The sequence below is a fragment of the Flavobacterium sp. CFS9 genome, from assembly GCF_041154745.1.
Taxonomy (GTDB): Bacteria; Bacteroidota; Bacteroidia; order Flavobacteriales; family Flavobacteriaceae; genus Flavobacterium.
Genome location: NZ_AP031573.1, coordinates 3,866,370 through 3,887,953, shown reverse-complemented (window position 1 = coordinate 3,887,953; position 21,584 = coordinate 3,866,370). Strand labels below are relative to the sequence as shown.

The following is a 21,584-nucleotide window of genomic DNA, read 5'->3' as shown; positions in this document are numbered from 1 at the left end:
GGCTATAAAACCTTAAACTTAACATTACAATCGAACTTCATAAAACAATTCTGTAAAATATTGATTATATTTGATAAACACATTATTTACTGACAATCAATAAAATACCAAATAAATTATTAATTCAAATCACAACACGATGAAATTTACAAGAAAAGCACATGCCAACTGGAAAGGAACAGGTATGGAAGGAAAAGGAACCATCAGCACTCAAAGTACCACATTAGACAATGCACAATTATCGTTCAAAACCAGATTTGCAGATGGTGTTGGAACAAATCCCGAAGAACTTATTGCTGCAGCCCATTCTGGCTGTTTTACGATGCAATTAAGCTTTTTATTAAACGAAGGTGGCTATACAGCCGATGATCTAACCACGGAAGCCACAGTAACCTTTGAAGACGGTTCGATCACTTTGATTCATTTAGATCTAAAAGGAAAAGTACCTTCCATTTCAGCAGACGAGTTTGAAAAAACAGCAGCAAAGGCAAAAGAAATCTGCCCGATTTCTAAACTTCTAAACACTACTATTACACTTTCTGCTGCCTTAGTCAGTTAAGAAATAAAATTAAAAAAATTCCAAATAAAAAATTCCAAATTCCAAAATGCATAGCACCATTGGAATTTGGAATTTTTAAATATTAGAATCTTAAACTTTAATGAGACTACATTGTAGCTTTCAATGCTTTTGCTTCAGCAGTCATTTCTAATGCTTTGTAAACACCTAATAACGTTTTAGAAACATCTTCGTTTTTAGGGTCTAACTCGTTTGCTTTTTTAAGATAAGGAATAACTCCTCTAAAAACATTCTCTCTTTGTGCTTTTAATACATCATAACGCTTCATATCTTTAGCAGAAGTACCTAATTTATTCATTTCATCAATGATTGGTTTTTCAGCTTCTAATTTTAATGCTGCAAGGTTAAGATAAGCATTTGCGTAGTTCGGATTGATTTCAATTGCTTTTAAATAATATTTCTCAGCATCTACAATGTTTTTTGCATTTGCACTGATTACTCCTAAGTTGAAAACTAAATCAGCATTGTTTGGATCTTTCTGTAAAGCTTCACCCACTAATTTTTTGTATGTTTCGTAGTCTTTAGACTCCAGGTATAAGTTCGCTTCTGTTAAGATCAAAGAAGAATCTTCCGGATTTGCTTTCCTTGCATCTGCAATCGCTTTTTTAGCATCTTCACTACGTCCTTTTTGAACTAAAATTAAAGCTAAGTTTTTGTAGATTTCACCTCTTTTAGAAGGAATAGCTTCAGTTTTAGGTTTTTCGTGAGTTCCTAATTTTACAGCTAAATCTCTATCTTTAGCGTTGTTGAAACCATCTTCATTACCGGAAATTTTATTTACAGCTGTAAAGCTTGTTCCTTTTCCTGAATAGTTTAATTTTTTCAACTCTTCGTACATTGGTAAAGCAAGATCAAAATCCTGAGCATTTACTGCAGTAGAAGCCGCGTAGTATAAATTAATTGTATCTTTCCTGTCTAATAAATAAGCATCGTACAATTTTTTTGCTCCGTCAGCATGCTTGCTTGCCTGAGAATCAGCAATAGCAGCATTGATCAGCTTTCCTTTAATTTCTGTGATAGAAGCTGCAGCCTGAGTAGAAAATTTAACTTTACCTGAAGTTTTTTCAGTATCAATTAATTTCTGATAAGTCTCAGCAGCCAAAGAAAGATTCTTTCCTTCTTCTACTTTTTTATTTGCCAAATCTAAATAAGCGTTACCCTTTACAAAATAGTACTGCGCTTGTTCAGTATCTTTGGCATTTACTACCATATTTTCAGCATCTTTTAAGATCGTAAGTGCCCCCTGAGCATCTCCGCTTTTTAATGCCTTCTCAGCACTCTTAATCTGATCCTTTTGAGCAAAAGTAGCTACCGAGATCAATAAGGCTGACGCAAGTATTACATATTTACTTTTCATAATGTTCAATTTGTGTATTTAATTTTAAGTGGTTTATTTTTTATTATTCTTCAGATTCTTCTTCATCAGAATCATCTTCGTCTTCAGACTCTTCTTCCGTATCATCATCTTCGTCATCCTCATCTTCCACAACACCTTCGTCTTCAAGAACTTCTAAATCCGGTTTTACTCTTTCAATAGCCGATTCAATAACGTTACCGTCTTCGTCTACAACAACTTCGGCAACATCATCTTTCATAACTTTTGTTACGGCCGCAATAGAATCTTTACCTTTTAAGTTAATCAATCGAACTCCTTGCGTTGCGCGACCCATTACACGTAAATCTTCAATAGCCATTCTAATCGTTAATCCGGACTTGTTGATAATCATTAAATCATCCGCATCCGTTACAGCATTGATAGAAATCAACTTACCTGTTTTCTCAGTAATATTAAGAGTTTTAACTCCTTTACCTCCACGATTTGTAATTCTGTACACATCTTCACCATCATCGTCAACTAATTTGGTACGTTTTCCGTATCCATTCTCCGTTACAACCAGAATTTGTGAATCGTTAACATCTTCTCTATCAATAGTTACCATACCAATTACTTCATCGCTCTCGTCTTTTAAAGTAATTCCACGAACTCCTGAAGCCGTTCTTCCCATCGGGCGTGTTTTGGTTTCCTCAAAACGAACCAGCTTACCTGATTTCACTGCCAGAATAATCTGACTGTCTCCGTTGGTTAATTTTGCTTCAAGTAACTCGTCTCCTTCTTTAATTGTAATAGCTGCAACACCATTTACCCTTGGTTTAGAATATTTTTCTAAAGAAGTTTTCTTCACCTGACCTTGTTTAGTCACCATTACAAGATTATGACTGTTGATGTAATCTTTATCTTTTAGGTCTTGTGTACAAATGAAAGCTTTTACTTTATCATCACTTTCAATATTAACCAGGTTCTGAATTGCTCTTCCTTTTGCCGTTTTACTTCCCTCCGGAATTTCATAAACACGCATCCAGAAACATTTTCCTTTTTGGGTAAAGAACATCATATACTGGTGGTTGGTTGCCACGAACATATGCTCAAGGAAATCCTGATCTCTTGTTCCTGCACTTTTTTGTCCAACTCCTCCTCTGTTCTGCGTTTTATATTCGGTAAGATTAGTACGTTTGATATAACCTGCATGTGAAATGGTAATTACCACATTCTCATCAGCAATTAAATCTTCAATACTTACATCTCCTCCTGCATATTCTATTGTAGAACGACGATCGTCTCCGTATTTTTCACGGATTTCTTCAAGCTCTTCTTTAATTAAATTTGTTCTTAAATCTACATCTGCCAATAATGCTTTCAAATGTTCGATTAACTTCATTAATTCTTCGAATTCAGCTCTTAACTTATCTTGCTCCAGACCTGTCAACTGACGCAAACGCATTTCTACGATAGCACGTGCCTGAATATCTGATAAATTAAATCTTTCGATTAATTTTTCACGGGCTTCTTCAGTATTTTTAGATCCTCTGATGATCGCGATCACTTCATCAATATTATCTGAAGCAATAATTAATCCTTCAAGAATATGCGCTCTTTCTTCTGCTTTACGCAATTCAAACTGCGTTCTGCGAACTACTACATCATGACGGTGCTCAATAAAATAATGAATCATATCTTTTAGATTCAGCATTTGCGGGCGACCTTTTACCAATGCAATATTATTTACACTGAAAGAAGATTGTAATGATGTATACTTATATAAGGTATTCAATACTACGTTAGGCGTAGCATCACGTTTCAGGATATAAACAATACGCATACCTGTTCTATCCGACTCGTCACGAATATTCGCAATACCTTCAATTTTTTTATCGTTAACCAAATCAGCTGTACGCTTGATCATTTCAGCTTTGTTGATTTGATACGGAATCTCGGTAACCACAATACATTCTCTTCCGTCAACTTCTTCAAAGCCAACTTTAGCACGCATTACAATACGTCCTCTACCGGTTTTAAAAGCCTCACGAACTCCTTCGTAGCCGTATATTACACCACCGGTTGGAAAATCCGGAGCCTTAATATGCGTCATTAATTCGTCAACTTCAATATCATTGTTATCAAGGTAAGCCAGTGTACCATTGATTACTTCAGTTAAATTGTGTGGCGGCATATTGGTTGCCATACCTACTGCAATACCTGTAGCTCCGTTTACTAATAAAGTAGGAACTCTTGTAGGCATTACTTTTGGTTCATATAAGGTATCGTCAAAGTTCAATTGAAAGTCAACTGTTTCTTTTTCGATATCTGCCATAATATCTTCAGAGATTTTGCGCATTCTGGCCTCAGTATAACGCATTGCTGCCGGACTGTCACCATCAACAGAACCAAAGTTACCCTGACCATCCACTAATAAATATCGCATACTCCATTCCTGAGCCATACGTACCATCGCATCATATACAGAGGTATCTCCGTGCGGGTGATACTTACCCAGAACCTCTCCTACGATTCTTGCAGATTTTTTGTGGGCAGATCTTGATGTTACTCCTAAGTCATACATTCCGTAAAGAACTCTTCGATGCACTGGTTTCAAGCCATCTCTAACATCTGGAAGCGCTCTCGATACGATTACTGACATCGAATAATCGATGTAAGCTGATTTCATTTCATCTTCTATGTTAATAGGAATTAACTTTTCTCCTTCAGACATAAGTTGTTATATTAAATAATTATATTAGTTTCAAAGCGTGCCAAGATACGTTTTTTTGAAATTTTTTCAGCTATTTACCTACACTTATTTCAATGATTTATTAACAACTTTATTTTAGGTTTTAGTTAATAAATTAAGCGTATTTTAACGCTTTTATTGTTATTTTTTTTGTCACTTAGCTGTCAGAAGATCCTGAAGGGTACGGTTTTTGTTTTTCAAACAGTAATTCACTAAATTTACAATACCAATTATATATTATGGATGATAATTTTTCACCAAGAGTAAAAGATGTTATTACCTACAGTAAAGAGGAAGCCTTACGTTTGGGCCACGACTTTATTGGTACTGAGCATCTAATGCTGGGCATTTTAAGAGATGGAAACGGAAAAGCTATTCATATACTTAATAACCTTGCAGTCGATTTAGATCATTTACGCAGGAAAGTAGAAATACTAAGTCCGGCCAATCAAAGCGTTGAAGTAAATGCCGAAAAGAAAAACCTTCATCTTACGCGTCAGGCGGAAAGAGCCCTGAAGACCACTTTTCTGGAGGCCAAAGTATTTCAAAGCTCGTCAATTAGCACGGCGCACCTGCTTCTATGCATCTTACGAAACGAAAACGATCCAACAACCAAGCTATTGAATAAACTAAAAATAGATTATGACATAGCTAAAGAACAATATTTAAATATGACTCCAAACGAAGAAGAATTCTTAGAAAACTTGCCACGAAACGAATCATACAATGACGATTCAGGACAAGATGACAGTCTTAAAGAAAGTAGTTTTAACAATCCCGCCAATAAGTCAAATAAAAAATCCAAAACCCCGGTACTGGACAATTTTGGGAGAGATTTAACAGAAATGGCAGAGGAAGGAAAACTGGATCCGGTTGTAGGACGCGAGAAAGAAATCGAACGTGTTTCTCAAATTCTAAGCCGTAGAAAAAAGAACAACCCTCTTCTTATCGGAGAGCCTGGAGTTGGTAAATCTGCTATTGCAGAAGGTCTGGCTTTGCGTATTATTCAGAAAAAAGTTTCCCGTATACTTTTTCACAAACGTGTGGTTACTCTTGACCTTGCCAGCTTAGTAGCCGGAACAAAATACCGCGGTCAGTTTGAAGAAAGAATGAAAGCCGTTATGAACGAGTTGGAGAAAAATGACGATATCATCCTTTTCATCGACGAAATTCACACCATTGTAGGCGCAGGAGGAGCAACAGGATCACTTGATGCTTCGAACATGTTCAAACCTGCTTTGGCAAGAGGCGAAATCCAATGTATTGGAGCTACAACTCTTGACGAATACAGACAATATATTGAAAAAGACGGCGCATTGGAAAGACGTTTTCAAAAAGTAATTGTTGAACCAACTTCTGTTGAAGAAACCATTGCCATCTTAAACAATGTAAAAGACAAATACGAAGATCACCACAATGTAACTTATACCCAGGAAGCTATCGAAGCCTGTGTTAAATTAACAAACAGATACATGTCTGAGCGTTTCTTACCGGACAAAGCCATCGATGCTCTTGACGAAGCAGGGTCTCGCGTACACATCACCAACATTGATGTTCCGAAGCAAATCCTAGACTTGGAGCGTCAGCTGGAAGAAGTTCGCGAAATGAAAAACATGGTGGTTAAAAAACAGAAATACGAAGAAGCTGCCAAACTTCGCGACGATGAAAAACGCATCGAGAAAGACCTGGCTACTGCTCAGGAACAATGGGAAGAAGACTCTAAAAACAACAGAATTCAAGTTACAGAAGACAATGTAGCCGATGTTGTTTCGATGATGACCGGAATTCCTGTGAACCGAATTGCACAGACTGAAAGCAACAAATTGGCTCAGTTACCTGAATTAATTCAGAACAAAGTAATCGGACAAAACGAAGCTGTTTTAAAAATTGCACGTTCTATCCAACGCAACAGAGCCGGACTTAAAGATCCAAATAAACCAATTGGTTCGTTCATCTTCTTAGGTCAGACCGGAGTTGGTAAAACACAATTGGCAAAAGTATTGGCAAAAGAATTATTTGATTCAGAAGATGCGTTAATCCGTATCGATATGAGTGAATATATGGAGAAATTTGCAATCTCTCGTTTAGTTGGAGCGCCTCCGGGATATGTAGGATACGAAGAAGGTGGTCAACTGACTGAAAAAGTTCGCAGAAAACCTTACTGTGTAGTTCTTTTGGACGAGATCGAAAAAGCACATCCGGATGTATTCAATATGATGCTTCAGGTTTTGGATGACGGATATTTGACGGATAGCTTAGGTCGTAAAATCGACTTTAAAAACACCATCATCATCATGACTTCTAACGTTGGAGCGCGTCAATTGAAAGATTTCGGTCAAGGTGTAGGATTCGGAACTGCTGCGAAAGTGGCTCAGGCCGATGAAAACTCAAAAAGCATTATCGAAAATGCATTGAAAAAAACTTTTGCACCTGAATTCTTAAACAGAATTGATGATGTAATCGTATTCAATGCTTTAGAAAAAGCTGACATTGATTTGATTATCGAAATTGAACTTAAAAAACTATACACTCGTATTGCAGAATTAGGTTACATTCTAAGCCTTACAGACAAAGCAAAAGCCTTTATTGCAGAAAAAGGTTTCGACAGACAATTTGGTGCAAGACCTCTAAAAAGAGCGATTCAGAAATATGTCGAAGATGTATTGGCTGAAGAGATCATCACTTCAAAAATACATTCAGGTGATGAAATCTTAATGGATCTTAAAGACGATTCTCAGGAACTTTCTGTAGAAATCCATAAAGCCGAAGAGCCAACGAATCAATAGATTACTTTAAATTTATAACAAGAATAACATGCCCGTTACGTTTTCATAACATAACGGGCATTTTTTTTAAATAATTTGCTACCTTTAATAAAAGCAAATAGCTATTTTTGGCCATTAAATTCTATAACAAAAAACAACGTATGCTTCAAAACAAAGTCATTTTAGGTAGCGAAGAATGGTGCTCATTTCCAGAACTAGGAATTCCGACAATCAAGGCCCGCGTGGATTCCGGTGCCAAAACTTCGGCAATGCACGCAATAAACATAGCTCCTTTTATAAAAAATGATACCAATTGGGTAAAATTCGACATTAACCCAATTCAGAATAATATTAAAACCATCATTCATTGTGAAGCTCCGTTGGTTGACAAAAGAATTGTAAAAAGTTCAAGCGGATTTAGAGAACATCGTTATGTAATTCAGACGCATTTAAAAATTGGCGATATCAAATGGCCAATCGAAATGACACTGACGAACAGAGATTCTATGGGCTTCCGAATGCTTTTAGGCCGTGAAGCCATGAGCGGACGTGTACTCGTGGATCCTGAAGAAAAGTATCTTTTAGGACAGCCAAGTCCTGAAGCCTTAAAAGAACTTTATCAAAATTCTGAAAAAGCAAGCTCAGGACTAAGAATCGGAGTTTTAGCCAGTAATCCTGAATTGTACAGCAATAAACGAATCATGGAAGCCGGTGAAATGCGCGGACATGAGATGCATTTTTTGAATATCAAAGAATGTTACATGAAGCTGGACGCCAAAACTCCTGAAATTCATTATCGCGGCGGAAAAATACTAAATCAGTTTGATGCTATTATTCCAAGAATCCGACCAAGCATTACTTTTTATGGCTGTGCCTTGACCCGTCAATTTGAAGCATTGAAGGTTTTCACTCTAAACTCAGCTACTGCTATCACACAATCACGTGATAAACTTTACTCTTTGCAGCTTCTTTTAAACAGCGGAATCGATATTCCAACGACCGGATTTGCAAATTCCCCACTGGACACCGACAATTTAATTAAAATGGTTGGAGGATCTCCTTTGATCGTTAAATTATTGGAAGGAACTCAGGGAAAAGGGGTTGTTTTAGCTGAAACCAAAAAAGCGGCAGAAAGTGTTATCAATGCCTTTAAGAGCTTAAACGCCAACATACTTGTTCAGGAATTCATTAAAGAAGCTAACGGAAAAGACATTCGCTGTTTTGTTATCGACGGTAAAGTGGTTGCTGCAATTCAGCGTGAAGCAATGCCGGGTGAATTCAGAGCCAATATACATTTGGGAGGAACCGCATCTGTCATCAAAGTAACTGCCGAAGAGAAAAAAATAGCCATAAAAGCCGCAAAAGCTATGGACTTAAAAGTAGCTGGTGTTGATATAATTCGTTCTTCTAAAGGACCTTTATTGCTCGAAGTAAACTCTTCTCCGGGACTTGAGGGAATTGAAGGCGCCACCAATAAAGATGTAGCAGGTGAAATGATTAAAGCGATTGAAAAGAATTTTAAACTATAACGCTTCGAATTTTTAAAAAATTCCTCTTATACTTACCGCGAAACCTAACAGATTTTCAAAACCTGTCAGGTTTTACCGGTGAAGAATTAATCTGATTTTTTTTACAAACATTAATCTTGCGTTAGGTTCACTTTATTCTTAATTTTAAACCAACGAAATGTAAAAAAAACAGCATATGAAACTTCATCTACCACTATTTTTATTATTTCCCTTATTTCTATTTGCACAAAACGATCTTCAGAAAAACATCACCCGGGAATATGAAAACGGGCATTTCAGCGGAAGTGTTTTATACTTTGACGGAAAACAAACACAAAAAATCAACAAAGGTTTTTCAAATATTCAGTTTGATGTAGAAATTAATGACAAAACCCGATTTCCAATTGCATCCATCACAAAACTTTTTACATCGCTTGCCATTTTACAGCTTCAGGAAAAAGGACTAATCGATATCAAAGACCCTGTGGGAAAATTTATTCCTGAACTGCCTGAAAACTGTCAAAATATACTCATTAAAGATTTAGTAACCCATCATTCAGGACTGGAAAACGAACCTGTAAAGGCCGTTGTAAACAAATATTCGATCGACAATTATATAAAAGAATTTGTAAAAAAATCACCAAAGGATACCTTGAAATTCAATTATAACAATGTAGACTTTATCCTCCTTTCTAAAACAATTGAAAGGATTACCAAAAAAGACTTTTCAAAATCAATAGAAGATCTGATTCTCCAGCCCCTAAAAATGACCAACACAGGATTTGTAAAAGAAAGTGAAGTCATCAAAAATTTAGCATACGGTTATCATAACTATTCTTTTGGCAAAGGAGAAAAAAACAAACCTCTTTTTAATGACAGAAGATTCATCTCAAACTATTATGGAGCCGGTGCACTTTACTCTACGACCGAAGACTTACACAAACTCTTAATAGCCATCAGAAATAATGAGCTAATTTCTGAAAAATCAAAAAATGACTTTCTTTTAAAACCACAAACCGACGATTCTGGAGACTGGATTTCCGGAAAACCTACATTTGGATTTTACTATGATGATAAAACAAATATCTATAAGAGAAGTGGCAATATTGACGGTTTTAATTCTGAGATAATTACAAACAAAAATTTCGATAAAATTCTAATAATTCTTTGTAATACGGACACCGCAGACCTACGGGACTTAGCCAACAAAATATATTTCAAGAAACAATAATTACTGATACGTTACCTGATCCTTTTTTCTGAGAACTATTAAAACAAAAAAAACATGCTGTTATTCCCCTACTCCGATATCATTTTCCGAAGTATTGCCGTCTATTTTTTCATGACTATTGCCTTACGCATCTTCGGAAAAAAAGAGCTTTCGCAATTGAATACTGCCGATATTATTTTGATTTTATTAATCAGCAACTCGGTTCAGAACGCAATGGTGGGTCCTGACACAAGTCTTTGGGGAGGTTTGATTGCCGCTTTGGTTTTATTTGTCATTAATTTTGCAATCAAAAAACTGACTCATAAATACAAAATAATCAACAACTTACTTTTAGAAAAACCGGAAATCTTAATACATGACGGAAAACTGGACTTTAAAAATTTAAGCAAACTTGACATTTCTGACGAAGAACTAAAAGAAGCCATACGTGAACATGGTTTGGAATATTTTAAAGAGGTCAAACTGGCCATGCTGGAAATAGACGGAACCATCAGTATCATTTCTCAGGATAAAAAAAGTCTGAAACAAACACATTACAAACGAAAACACAATCGTAAAAATCTACAAAAACAATTCTAAAAACCACCAAACAGCTAAATATCAATAACTTATATTTCACAAGAAAAAAATTTAACTATATACTTTGTTATACTATGTATTTTGTTATACATTCGCTTTATGAACGAAACATTTGTAACAAACTGGAAGTCTCAGGTAAAAAAGGGCACTTTAACCTTCATTATCCTTAACGTACTTAAAAATCAGGAGTACTATGGTTATGAACTTATCGAGCAAATAAGAAAGCATACCGAAATAGAAATTGCAGAAGGAACACTTTATCCGTTGATGAATCGATTAAAAACGGAAGGACTTGTAGACTCGAAATGGGTCGAACAGGAAACCGGAATTCCAAGAAAATACTATTGCCTGACCGAAGCCGGAATCGAAACTTTAAGTCAGATGAATATTTATTGGGAAAATCTTGAAAAGTCAATTAAAAAAATCATTCAATGAGAATAGAAGATATCAAATTCGAACAAAAAGCTTCACAACGCATTTACAACAATTACATGAAGCGCATCCAAAAAACAACCGCTTCATTATCAAAAATGGATCAGAATGACATTTATATGGAATTTAACAGCCATATTTTTGAAGCTATCCAACATAAAAATGAAACAAACGAACTTGATTCTCTTTTAGACAGTATCGAAAAACTAGGCTCTCCTGAAGAAGTTCTAAAGCCTCTTATTGCTGATAAAAAACTGGAACAGGCCACCAAAACTTTCAATCCGGTTCACGTTTTCAAAGCGCTGGCCTTAAATTTTACCAATGGTATTTCGTACATCATTTTCTCTGTTTTGTACCTTTTCCTATTTGGCTTTGTATTTCTGATTTTTGCAAAAATCCTGAATCCTTCCCAGGTAGGCCTTTACATGCAAAAAGAATCTTTTTCAGTTTTTGTCCTCGGAATTATGACTCCCGAAGATCAAATTAAAAATCAGGCTTATGAGGCTCTTGGCCAATTATTTATTCCTGTTATGTTATCATTAACCCTATTTTCTTATTTCATTATAACCCTATTATTAAAACTTAAAAATTCAATCAATCAAAAATCATCCTTATGAAAAAAACCACCATTACCTGTTTAATTGCTTTTATCACAGCGAGCGCTTTTTCTCAAACCTTCAATTCAAAAAAACTTGACAGTCTGTTTGCTCTTTTAGAGAAAAACAACAAATACATGGGAAGCATTGCCATATCGGAAAACGGGAAAACCATTTACACCAAATCTATTGGTTTCGATGATATCGAGAGTTCAAAAAAATCAAGCGTAAACACTAAATACAGAATTGGTTCAATCTCTAAAACATTTACAGCATCCTTGATTTTTAAGGCTGTAGAAGAAAACAAAATCAACTTAAATCAAACCATTGACAAATATTTTCCAACGGTAAAAAATGCCAAAAAAATTACAATCAGCAATTTATTAAATCATAGAAGCGGTATCCACGACTTTACAAACGACGATAATTACTTAAAATGGAATACACAATTTCAATCCAAAGCTAAAATGATAGAACGCATTTCTGCGGGAGATATCGTTTTTGAACCTGATACAAAAGGACAATACAGTAATTCAAATTACATTTTACTATCCTATATCCTGGAAGATATTTACAAAAAATCTTATGGCGAAATTTTAAGCTCAAAAATCACTAAGCCTTTACATCTAAAAAACACTTATCTGGGCGGTAAAATTAACATTGCCAACAACGAATGCTATTCTTATAGCCTTGACAAAAATTGGAAAAAAGAGAGTGAAACGGATATGTCTATTCCGATTGGAGCCGGAGCAGTTGTTTCTAACCCGACTGATTTAAATCTTTTCTTTGAAAATCTTTTTGCCGGAAAAATAGTTTCTATCGATCATTTGAATCAAATGAAAACCATAAAAGATCAATATGGAATGGGGCTGTTTCAGTTTCCTTTTTTCGAAAGAAAGAGCTATGGACATACCGGAGGAATTGATGGTTTCAGATCAGTTACAGGTTATTTTCCAACTGAAAAGCTAGCTCTAACGCTAACTTCAAACGGAATGGGTTATGACAACAACAACATCATGTTGTGCGCTTTGAGCTCGTATTTCAATAAGCCATTTGCAATGCCGGTTTTTAGCACTGTTGAGATCACATCTGCGACCCTGGATTTATATTCTGGAACTTATGGCAGCCCGCAGATTCCATTAAAAATAACCATTTCCCAAAAAGACAATGTTCTAATTGCTCAGGCCACTGGCCAACCTTCTTTTCCTATGGAAGCTACAGCAGTAAATATATTTAAATTTGACACTGCAGGGATTGTTTTAGAATTCAATTCGGAGAAAAAAGAAATGCTTCTGAAACAGGGCGGAAAAAATTATTTGTTTACAAAGAATAAAACCATAAAAAATAACTAAAAAGAAAGCCGGTTTCACTATTGAAACCGGCTTTTGTATTATTTAAACACCCATTAACTTATTCTGTATATCATCCCTTTAAAAATCAATATCTGCTTTTATAATACTTTTATTATTGAGACCATACGGTTTTAATCTGTGATTTAGATTTGCTAAAATATAATCTTTTTCTTTTGGAAATTTTTCAGCGATCGCCTTATAATGCTTCAAAAGTTTTCGATCTTCTACTCCATCTAACGCCTGCAAAGCGGTATGAATAACTCTGTTTGAGCTGTCGTTTAGGCCTGCAATAAAAACATCCAGATACTTGCTTTTGTTCTTCAATTGTCCCAGTGAATAATAAGCACTAACTTTTATACTCTCGCTTTTGCCGAAAGTAAACGGGACAATAATCTCTCCATAATCTATAGGCATTTCCTTCAACAAATAAGTACAAAATCTAAAAGTTTCATTATCGTTAATGCTTTCAATATTTGATTTTATAAACTCTAACCAATCAGTACTTTTGCTTTTTGCATACCAAAATACGAACTGAAAAACGGCCTGTAAATTTTCTTTTGCAAAATCAAGTAAATAAGGTTTCGCACGTTCGTAATCAAACTTAGTAAGCATCTGAAGTATCGTTTTCTGAATTTCGCCTGAGTTTACCTTATACTGCTCTTCTAAAACAATAAGAATTTCAGAACCTACTGCACTCTTTTTCAAAATTCCGTTCAGACATTCCTTTTTTATACTAAGATCCTCTGTAGAAAAATATACTTCTAAAATATAAGCGGACAATCCTCCTAATGTATATCGAAACAAATCAGGCTCATTAGCCATACTATTTTCAGGTATAATTTCATCAAGCCAGCGTTCGTACCAGTCTAAAAAATTAGACTCAAAAACAAAAAAAGGTTTCTGCCTGTCGATATCAATATTTACAACCCTGCCTTTAAATTCTCCATTTAAAACAAGACCGTAATAATAAGCACACCCCTGACTTGCAATTGGCAATATTCCGGCAAACATTTTACCAAGTTCCTCATCAAAATCTTCACGAGATATATCGTCATTCTCTTCAATGTTTTTATTCAGTTCCTTCCAAAATTCATCACTCATTTTTGGATAAATTCTACATTCCTGCCCAAAACATTTTTTTGGATTACCATAAACAAACTCCTCTAAATTTTTACCAAACGGAAATATCCCATAACTGGGTCCTGCAGCAGAATTCTCATACGAAATCCCGCCATTACCAATGTGCATCAGAAATACTTTGTAATCTTCCGGAAGCACCAGATTAAACTCTGTTTCAAAACTAACGATCTGCTCTTTACTGATCGTTTTTCCAACCTTATATTTATGACTTGATGCTCCAAAAACTTTCAAATCTTTATCTGCAACTTTTGCAAGAACTAACTTCTTCTTAACTCTGTCTATCTGGCTTAAAATTTTATGATCGATCATAACGGCTTTTAAATTTCCATCAAATATATTATTATAATTATTGAAAAAAGACACTTCACAAAACAAAAAAAAGCCGATTTCAAATTGAAATCGGCTTTTAAATATCTAGACAAAATGTGATTTTACTTCTCACATTTCACAAAAATCATTTCACTAAATGAATACGCTCAGTACGAAGTAAACCAAACCGGCTAATATTGCTGAAATTGGAATGGTTAATATCCACGCCCAGATTAAACTTACGGTCACTCCCCAACGAACAGCAGAAACACGTTTTGTTAATCCAACTCCGATGATAGAACCTGTAATCGTATGTGTTGTACTTACCGGAATTTTTAAGTGCTCTGTAAAATAAAGCGTTAAAGCTCCTGCAGTTTCAGCTGCAACTCCTTCGAATGAACTTACTTTTGTGATTTTAGAACCCATTGTTTTTACAATTTTCCATCCACCACTTAAAGTTCCCGCTGCAATTGCCGAGTAACAAGCCAAAGGAATCCATCCCGGCATTACTCCTTTTACTCCTGTATCATCATTTGGCAACACAACATCCAGCCAGGAATCCATATGCACACCCGGATTAGTATTGATATAAACCGCTACCGCAGCTGCAATAATACCCATTACTTTTTGAGAATCATTTCCTCCGTGACCTAAACTAAAGGCTGCAGAAGACAACAATTGCATTTTTTTCAAAGCAGCATCTGCCTGATGAAGATTTAAGCTGCTAAATATCAAACAAAAAGCACTTACCGTTAAGATGATAAAAGCTACTAAAAACCATTTAATATTGTGCGGATCAAAAGCTACACTCCAAAAATGAGATTCAAAACGTGGTTTTCCATGCTCAACAATCTCTGAATAAGGAATCATTAAATTGCTCACCATCCAGATTGTTGCAATCATTAATGCCACAGTAAATATTTTTGGTCCAATACTTTTACGTGAAGCATTCAACAGCCAAATCGAGATCAAATAAGAAGCTAATGCTCCTAATAATGGCGCCAATACAATAAAAGCGATAATGATAAGTACTCCCGAAGGCATTGCCCCGTCTTTACCTGCCTTGTACCAGCTTACGATTTCGTACCAGTAGTGCGTTGTTCCGTCTTCACCCACATATCCTGAAAAACCATGTACCGCGATCGCATGAGCAATTGCTGCTCCGGCAAAACCACCAATCAAAGTATGAGAAGAACTTGAAGGAATCCCTAACCACCAAGTCAATAAATTCCAACAAATAGCCGCAATAACTCCTGCGAGGATTACAACAAGGTTAATTTCCATGGTGTGCGCTGTTTTAGCAACCGTATCGGCAACACCAAATCCAAAAACCCAATAGGCCAGAAAGTTAAAAAATGCTGCCCAAAGAACGGCCTGAAAAGGCGTCAGAACCTTGGTCGCAACAACAGTCGCTATAGCATTTGCCGCATCATGAAAACCGTTGATGTAATCAAAAATTAAAGCTAATACTATAATAATTATAAGTAGCGTCATAAATTATAACTTCAGAATGAAATAAATTGAATTAAGAATGTTTTACAGAAATAGATTCCAGTATGTTCGCAACACTCTTACATTTGTCTGTTGCTGATTCTAAAACAGATAACACTTCTTTATACTTAATAATATTCTTTGCGTCTGTTTCGTTTTCAAAAATTTCAAAAACTGCTTTGTTATAAACGTTATCTGACTTGTTCTCCAGTTTATTAATTCTGGCACAAGCTTCTTTGATAATGTTCATGTTTTTTAAGTTACTTAACTCTTTTACAGCACTGTCGATGTTCTGACAAGCTTCAAGGTTAATTTCAGTCATCTTTCTGATTGACTTTGTAATCTTATCTACCTGATATAATTTCATTCTGCTTGCCGCACCATGAAGGTAATCGGCAACGTTATCAATTGAAGTAATCAATGTATGAATATCCTCTCTGTCAAATGGAGTAATAAAATTTCTACTCAATTCAAGATTGGTTTGACGTGTAATGTCTTCTCCTTTTTGCTCTAACTCATCTATTTTTTGAAAAAGAACTTCTCTTTCTTTTAATGGAAGGTTTACAGCTTCGTGTAAATTAGAAGCTAACTCAATTAAATTGCTTGAAGCTTCTTCAAAAAGTGGAAAGAATTTCTTGTCTTTCGGCACTAAAAATTGGAAAATACTGTTTATTGACATTTTTATATTTTTGATAGTGCAAAATTACTTCAATATTATTTTGCCATGTTAAGCCATTGTTAACAAATCGTTTTCAATTTGAAAACTGTCAAGGAATTCAACTGTTTTTTCAATATCGTAATGCAGGATTCTGTCTTCTTTAACCAAAGGCACCACTTCTCTGTAACTGCTTAAGAATGTTTCAATAAAATCACTTGATTTTAAAGGTTCTCTGTAAGCAATCGCCTGTGAAGCATTCATCAATTCAATCGCTAAAATACGCTCCAGATTGTCCATCACACGTAATGCTTTTGTAGCTCCGTTGGCTCCCATACTCACGTGATCTTCCTGTCCGTTACTCGAAACAATACTGTCTATACTTGATGGCGTTGCCAATTGTTTGTTCTGACTTGCGATACTTGCCGCTGTATATTGCGGAATCATAAATCCTGAATTTAATCCCGGATTATCTACTAAAAATGCCGGAAGATTACGCAATCCTGAAATTAACTGATAGGTTCTTCTTTCAGAAATACTACCCAATTCTGCCAAAGCAATGGCCATATAATCCAAAGCCAAAGCTAAAGGCTGTCCGTGGAAATTTCCTCCTGAGATAATCTGATCCGCTTCTATAAAGATATTAGGGTTGTCGGTAACGGAGTTGATTTCGGTTTTGAATACTTTTCTAACATAATCAATGGCATCTTTTGAAGCACCGTGAACCTGAGGCATGCAACGGAAAGAATACGGATCCTGTACGTGTTTCTTCTCCTGAGCAATAATCTCGCTTCCTTCTAAAAATTCAGTAAGACGCTGTGCGGTTACAATCTGTCCTTTGTGAGGGCGAATAAAATGGATTAATTCGTTAAAAGGCTCAATTCTTCCATCAAAACCTTCTAATGAAATAGCTCCGATCAAATCTGCCAAATAAGAATACTTATAAGCTTTTAATAAAATATGTGCTCCATACGCACTCATAAACTGAGTTCCATTTAATAAAGCCAGACCTTCTTTAGACTGTAAAACAATTGGCTCCCAGTTAAAGTGTTTTAAAACTTCGGCCGCTGGTGTTCTTTTACCTTCAAAAAGTACTTCACCTTCTCCTAATAAAGGCAAAGATAAATGTGCCAAAGGCGCCAAATCTCCCGAAGCCCCTAAGGATCCCTGAGTATAAATCACCGGAAGAATATCATTATTGTAAAAATCTACCAAACGCTCTAAAGTCTGCAATTGAACTCCGGAGTGTCCGTAGCTCAAAGATTGAATCTTAAGCAACAGCATCAATTTTACAATTTCAGCCGGAACTTTTTCTCCTGTTCCGCAAGCATGCGATTTTACCAGATTCTCCTGAAGCTTAGATAAATTTTCATTTGAAATTTTCACATTACAAAGCGACCCAAAACCAGTATTGATTCCGTAAATAGGTTCAGAATGTGATGCCATTTTTTTATCGAGATAATCGCGGCATTTTTGAACGTTTACTTTTGCTTCTTCTGATAATTCAAGCGTTTTTTGGTTGACAATAATTTCCTGTAAAGCTTCTAAACTTAGGGTTTCTGTGCTTATATAATGGATTTCTTTCATGCTGTTTAAAATTTAAGACTTCAAAATTCAGCAAATCAATATTAAAAAGCAACATTTATTCCTAATAATTAAAAAATGATTCTCACGAATTCCCTGATTTTGCTCTTTTCACAATAGTAATCAGACAAAACCAAGGGTGTATTTTCCTCATAAAAGATCTACTCTATTTTTTAACAAGAAAACGACAAAAAACAATTAATTCCTACCGATTTTATAGACTAATGACGTTTTTGAATGTTTTTCAGGATTAAAAATCAGATTATTAAGCATATCTCTTTTAAAGATAAGATCCAATAATTATATGAATCCATCAATTTAACACACACAATTCTGACAAAAAGCTCAATATTGATTTGCTGAATTTTGAATTTTTAAAATATTCATAAAAAGACCGGAAACATTTTTAACTTTTATAAAAAACTGTACTTTTGGAAAACCAAAATGAAAAATAACAGCGTAAAATATCATTCTACACTAACAACTCAAACCAGAGTTGCAATCGCTGCTATTACCATTTCAACTACAACAACTACTACCCCTTAGGGGTATACATTTTTACATATCACTCAGGTTACCTAGTACTTTTTTCTAAAAAGAAGAGAGTTATTGGACACATAAAAAACATTTACAAAGAAAAAAATAGTTGCAGTTTTCAGTTTCAGTTCACAGTTGATAACCTTTGAACCCTTGTTACTAAAAAGCTTTGCACCTTATTAAAAAACATCAAAAATGAAAGTATTAAAGTTTGGCGGAACTTCGGTTGCCAATGCACAAAATATAAAACTAGTTCTCGAAATAATCAATCAAAAATCGAAACAGGACCAATTGGTTGTTGTAGTATCTGCCTTAAGCAAAGTAACTGATTTACTGCAGCTGGCAGCGGCAAAAGCAGCCGCAAATGACGAAAGCTTCAGAGAAATTGTTGCCGAAATCGAGAAAAAACACCTTGACACTTTAAAAGAACTTATTCCGGTTAGCGAACAAAGCAGTTTGCTGAGCCATGTAAAAAGAATCATCAATCATTTAGAAACGTTGTTAGACGGCTGTTTCTTACTGGGTGAGTTATCTCCCAGAACTGCCGACACTATTTTAAGTTTTGGAGAACTGCTTTCGTCTTACATCATCGCACAGGCGTATCAGCAAATCGATAAAAATGCAGTTTACAAGGATAGCCGCGAACTGATTAAAACCAACCATAACTTTGGAAAAGCGGTTGTAAATTTTGAAGTTTCGAACCAATTGATCAAAACGTATTTTGCCGATAATCAATCTAAAATTAATATTCTTCCGGGATTTATTTCGCAAACTCTGGACGGAATCGCTACTACCTTAGGCCGTGGAGGTTCTGATTATACTGCTGCCATAATTGCCGGAGCACTTGAAGCGGAACAATTAGAAATTTGGACTGATGTGAACGGAATGTTTACGGCCAATCCAAAAATCGTTAAACAGGCACGTCCTATTGCAACCATTTCTTATCAGGAAGCTATGGAATTATCGCATTTTGGTGCCAAAGTGTTGTATCCGCCAACGATCCAGCCTGTTTTAAGAAAAAACATTCCAATTTTAATCAAAAACACCTTTGAACCGGAAGCTGAAGGAACTTTAATTTCAGATCAGGTTTCATCAAAAGATACTGTTGTAAAAGGAATCAGTCATATCGATAATATTTCATTAGTAACCCTTGAAGGCCCAGGAATGATTGGAGTTTCGGGTTCCTCAAAACGTTTGTTTGAAGTATTGTCTCAAGAAAAAATCAACGTTATATTTATCACTCAGGCCTCTTCTGAGCACTCCATTTGTATCGGAATTTTGAATTCGGATGCAGATAATGCCGAGGCTGCCATCAACAGAGCTTTTGAAGTCGAAATTTCACAAAACAAAATCGATCCTTGTATTGTCGAAAAAGACCTGTGCATTATTGCTTTGGTGGGCGAAAACATGAAGAACCATCAGGGTTTGAGCGGTAGAATGTTTAGTACTTTAGGAAAAAACAACGTCAACATCCGCGCTATCGCTCAGGGAGCTTCTGAACGTAATATTTCGACTGTAATTAACGAAAGAGATGTTAAAAAAGCGCTGAATACATTGCACGAAAACTTCTTTGAAGAAAACACCAAACAGCTCAATTTATTTGTAATGGGAGTTGGAAACGTGGGTGAAAAATTCATCGAGCAAATTCACAATCAGCGAAAGTTTTTAAAGGATAATCTGAAAATCAATGTTCGTGTTATCGCTTTATCCAATTCGCGAAAAATGCTTTTTGACGAGGATGGAATTTCGTTAAAAGACTGGCAGTCGGCTTTAGATCAGGGCGAAAATGCCAATAAAGAAGCTTTCATCGCCCGTGCGAAGGAACTCAACTTGCGTAACAGCATCTTTGTTGATATCACTGCCAATGCAAGTGTGTCTGAAACCTACGAAAATTTCTTAAAACAGAGTATCGCCGTGGTGACCTGCAACAAAATTGCCTGTTCATCAGCCTATGACAATTATAAAAAGTTAAAGAATTTATCCCGTCAGTACAATGCTCCGTTTTTGTTTGAAACCAATGTTGGAGCAGGATTGCCAATTATTGATACCGTGAAAAACTTAATCGCTTCAGGGGATAAAGTACATAAAATTCAGGCGGTTCTATCCGGAAGTCTGAACTTCATTTTCAATAATTTTGATAAGGACAATTCTTTTCACGATGTGGTAAAAGAAGCCGGAGTACAAGGTTTCACAGAGCCGGATCCAAAAATTGACTTAAGCGGAATCGACGTAGCCCGTAAAATCCTGATCCTGATCCGCGAAAGTGGTTACGAAATGGATATTGATGCAATTGCCAACGAATCGTTCCTGCCAGCAGAATGTCTTGCGACAACCAACAACGAAGATTTCTTTGCTTCTTTGACCCAACATGCTCCTCATTTTTCAAAAATCTATGACGAAGCATTAACCAAAGATTCCCGATTGAAATATGTGGCACAATTCGAAAACGGAAAAGCAAGCGTTGGTCTGCAATTCATCCCGAAAGAGCATCCTTTCTACAATCTGGAAGGAAAAGACAATATCGTTTTGTTCTACACCGATCGTTATGTAGATCAGCCTTTATTGATCAAAGGCGCCGGAGCTGGAGCTGCTGTGACAGCATCAGGAATTTTTGCAGACGTTATTCGAATAGGTAATATATAAAGGCGCTAAGATGCTAAGGTACTAAGGTTCTGAGTTTTTTTTTACCAGATACATCTTAGAACCTAAGTAACTCAGAACCTCAGAACCTTTAAAAAAATGTGGTAAAAATTTGCAAAGC

General features: G+C 35.7%; 15 protein-coding genes. 9 read left to right on the top strand and 6 right to left on the bottom strand.

Features of this window, described 5'->3' with window-relative positions; translation table 11 throughout:
- Positions 1-139 precede the first annotated feature (139 nt).
- Positions 140-559: an OsmC family protein gene (locus ACAM30_RS16365; RefSeq protein ID WP_369615655.1), complete on the top strand. Its 420-nt coding sequence runs from the start codon at positions 140-142 to the stop codon at positions 557-559.
- Between the two features lie 106 nt (positions 560-665).
- Here ACAM30_RS16365 and ACAM30_RS16360 read toward each other — a convergent pair whose 3' ends face one another.
- Both ACAM30_RS16360 and gyrA read right to left on the bottom strand, forming a co-directional pair.
- On the bottom strand, positions 666-1,934 hold the full coding sequence (locus ACAM30_RS16360; protein WP_369615654.1) for a tetratricopeptide repeat protein: 1,269 nt from the start codon (positions 1,932-1,934) through the stop codon (positions 666-668).
- Between the two features lie 43 nt (positions 1,935-1,977).
- Entirely contained in the window at positions 1,978-4,626 is a 2,649-nt protein-coding gene (gene gyrA, locus ACAM30_RS16355; protein WP_369615653.1) for a DNA gyrase subunit A, read from the bottom strand.
- Positions 4,627-4,883: 257 nt separating this feature from the next.
- Here gyrA and ACAM30_RS16350 point away from each other — a divergent pair, with 257 nt between their 5' ends.
- The 7 genes from ACAM30_RS16350 to ACAM30_RS16320 all read left to right on the top strand — a co-directional run bounded on the left by ACAM30_RS16350 (position 4,884) and on the right by ACAM30_RS16320 (position 13,107).
- Positions 4,884-7,430 (top strand): ATP-dependent Clp protease ATP-binding subunit, encoded by a 2,547-nt coding sequence (locus tag ACAM30_RS16350; protein WP_369615652.1) that lies wholly within the window; start codon positions 4,884-4,886, stop codon positions 7,428-7,430.
- A gap of 140 nt (positions 7,431-7,570) precedes the next feature.
- Positions 7,571-8,938, top strand: coding sequence for a 30S ribosomal protein S6--L-glutamate ligase (rimK, locus tag ACAM30_RS16345; RefSeq protein WP_369615651.1), 1,368 nt, complete (start codon positions 7,571-7,573; stop codon positions 8,936-8,938).
- A 175-nt stretch (positions 8,939-9,113) separates the two neighbouring features.
- Positions 9,114-10,148, top strand: coding sequence for a serine hydrolase domain-containing protein (locus tag ACAM30_RS16340; RefSeq protein WP_369615650.1), 1,035 nt, complete (start codon positions 9,114-9,116; stop codon positions 10,146-10,148).
- Positions 10,149-10,202: 54 nt separating this feature from the next.
- Positions 10,203-10,727, top strand: a complete 525-nt coding sequence (locus ACAM30_RS16335) for a DUF421 domain-containing protein (RefSeq protein WP_369615649.1) — start codon at positions 10,203-10,205, stop codon at positions 10,725-10,727.
- 99 nt (positions 10,728-10,826) lie between these two features.
- A complete protein-coding gene (locus ACAM30_RS16330) occupies positions 10,827-11,162 on the top strand; it encodes a PadR family transcriptional regulator (RefSeq protein WP_369615648.1) in 336 nt (111 codons plus the stop codon).
- Positions 11,159-11,776: a hypothetical protein gene (locus ACAM30_RS16325; protein WP_369615647.1), complete on the top strand. Its 618-nt coding sequence runs from the start codon at positions 11,159-11,161 to the stop codon at positions 11,774-11,776. The genes ACAM30_RS16330 and ACAM30_RS16325 overlap by 4 nt, the downstream gene beginning before the upstream one ends.
- On the top strand, positions 11,773-13,107 hold the full coding sequence (locus ACAM30_RS16320) for a serine hydrolase domain-containing protein (protein WP_369615646.1): 1,335 nt from the start codon (positions 11,773-11,775) through the stop codon (positions 13,105-13,107). Before ACAM30_RS16325 ends, ACAM30_RS16320 begins: the two co-directional genes overlap by 4 nt.
- A gap of 78 nt (positions 13,108-13,185) precedes the next feature.
- On the opposite strand, the gene ACAM30_RS16315 is transcribed toward ACAM30_RS16320, so the two are convergent.
- From ACAM30_RS16315 to hutH, 4 genes are all read right to left on the bottom strand, one after another.
- On the bottom strand, positions 13,186-14,556 hold the full coding sequence (locus tag ACAM30_RS16315; protein ID WP_369615645.1) for an SMI1/KNR4 family protein: 1,371 nt from the start codon (positions 14,554-14,556) through the stop codon (positions 13,186-13,188).
- A 153-nt stretch (positions 14,557-14,709) separates the two neighbouring features.
- Entirely contained in the window at positions 14,710-16,050 is a 1,341-nt protein-coding gene (locus ACAM30_RS16310) for an anion permease (protein ID WP_369615644.1), read from the bottom strand.
- A gap of 31 nt (positions 16,051-16,081) precedes the next feature.
- Entirely contained in the window at positions 16,082-16,726 is a 645-nt protein-coding gene (locus tag ACAM30_RS16305; RefSeq protein WP_017496503.1) for a DUF47 domain-containing protein, read from the bottom strand.
- Positions 16,727-16,774: 48 nt separating this feature from the next.
- Positions 16,775-18,289, bottom strand: coding sequence for a histidine ammonia-lyase (gene hutH, locus ACAM30_RS16300; protein WP_369615643.1), 1,515 nt, complete (start codon positions 18,287-18,289; stop codon positions 16,775-16,777).
- A gap of 729 nt (positions 18,290-19,018) precedes the next feature.
- Between hutH and thrA the strand changes: the two genes are divergently transcribed.
- Positions 19,019-21,466: a bifunctional aspartate kinase/homoserine dehydrogenase I gene (gene thrA, locus ACAM30_RS16295; protein ID WP_369615642.1), complete on the top strand. Its 2,448-nt coding sequence runs from the start codon at positions 19,019-19,021 to the stop codon at positions 21,464-21,466.
- Positions 21,467-21,584 lie beyond the last annotated feature (118 nt).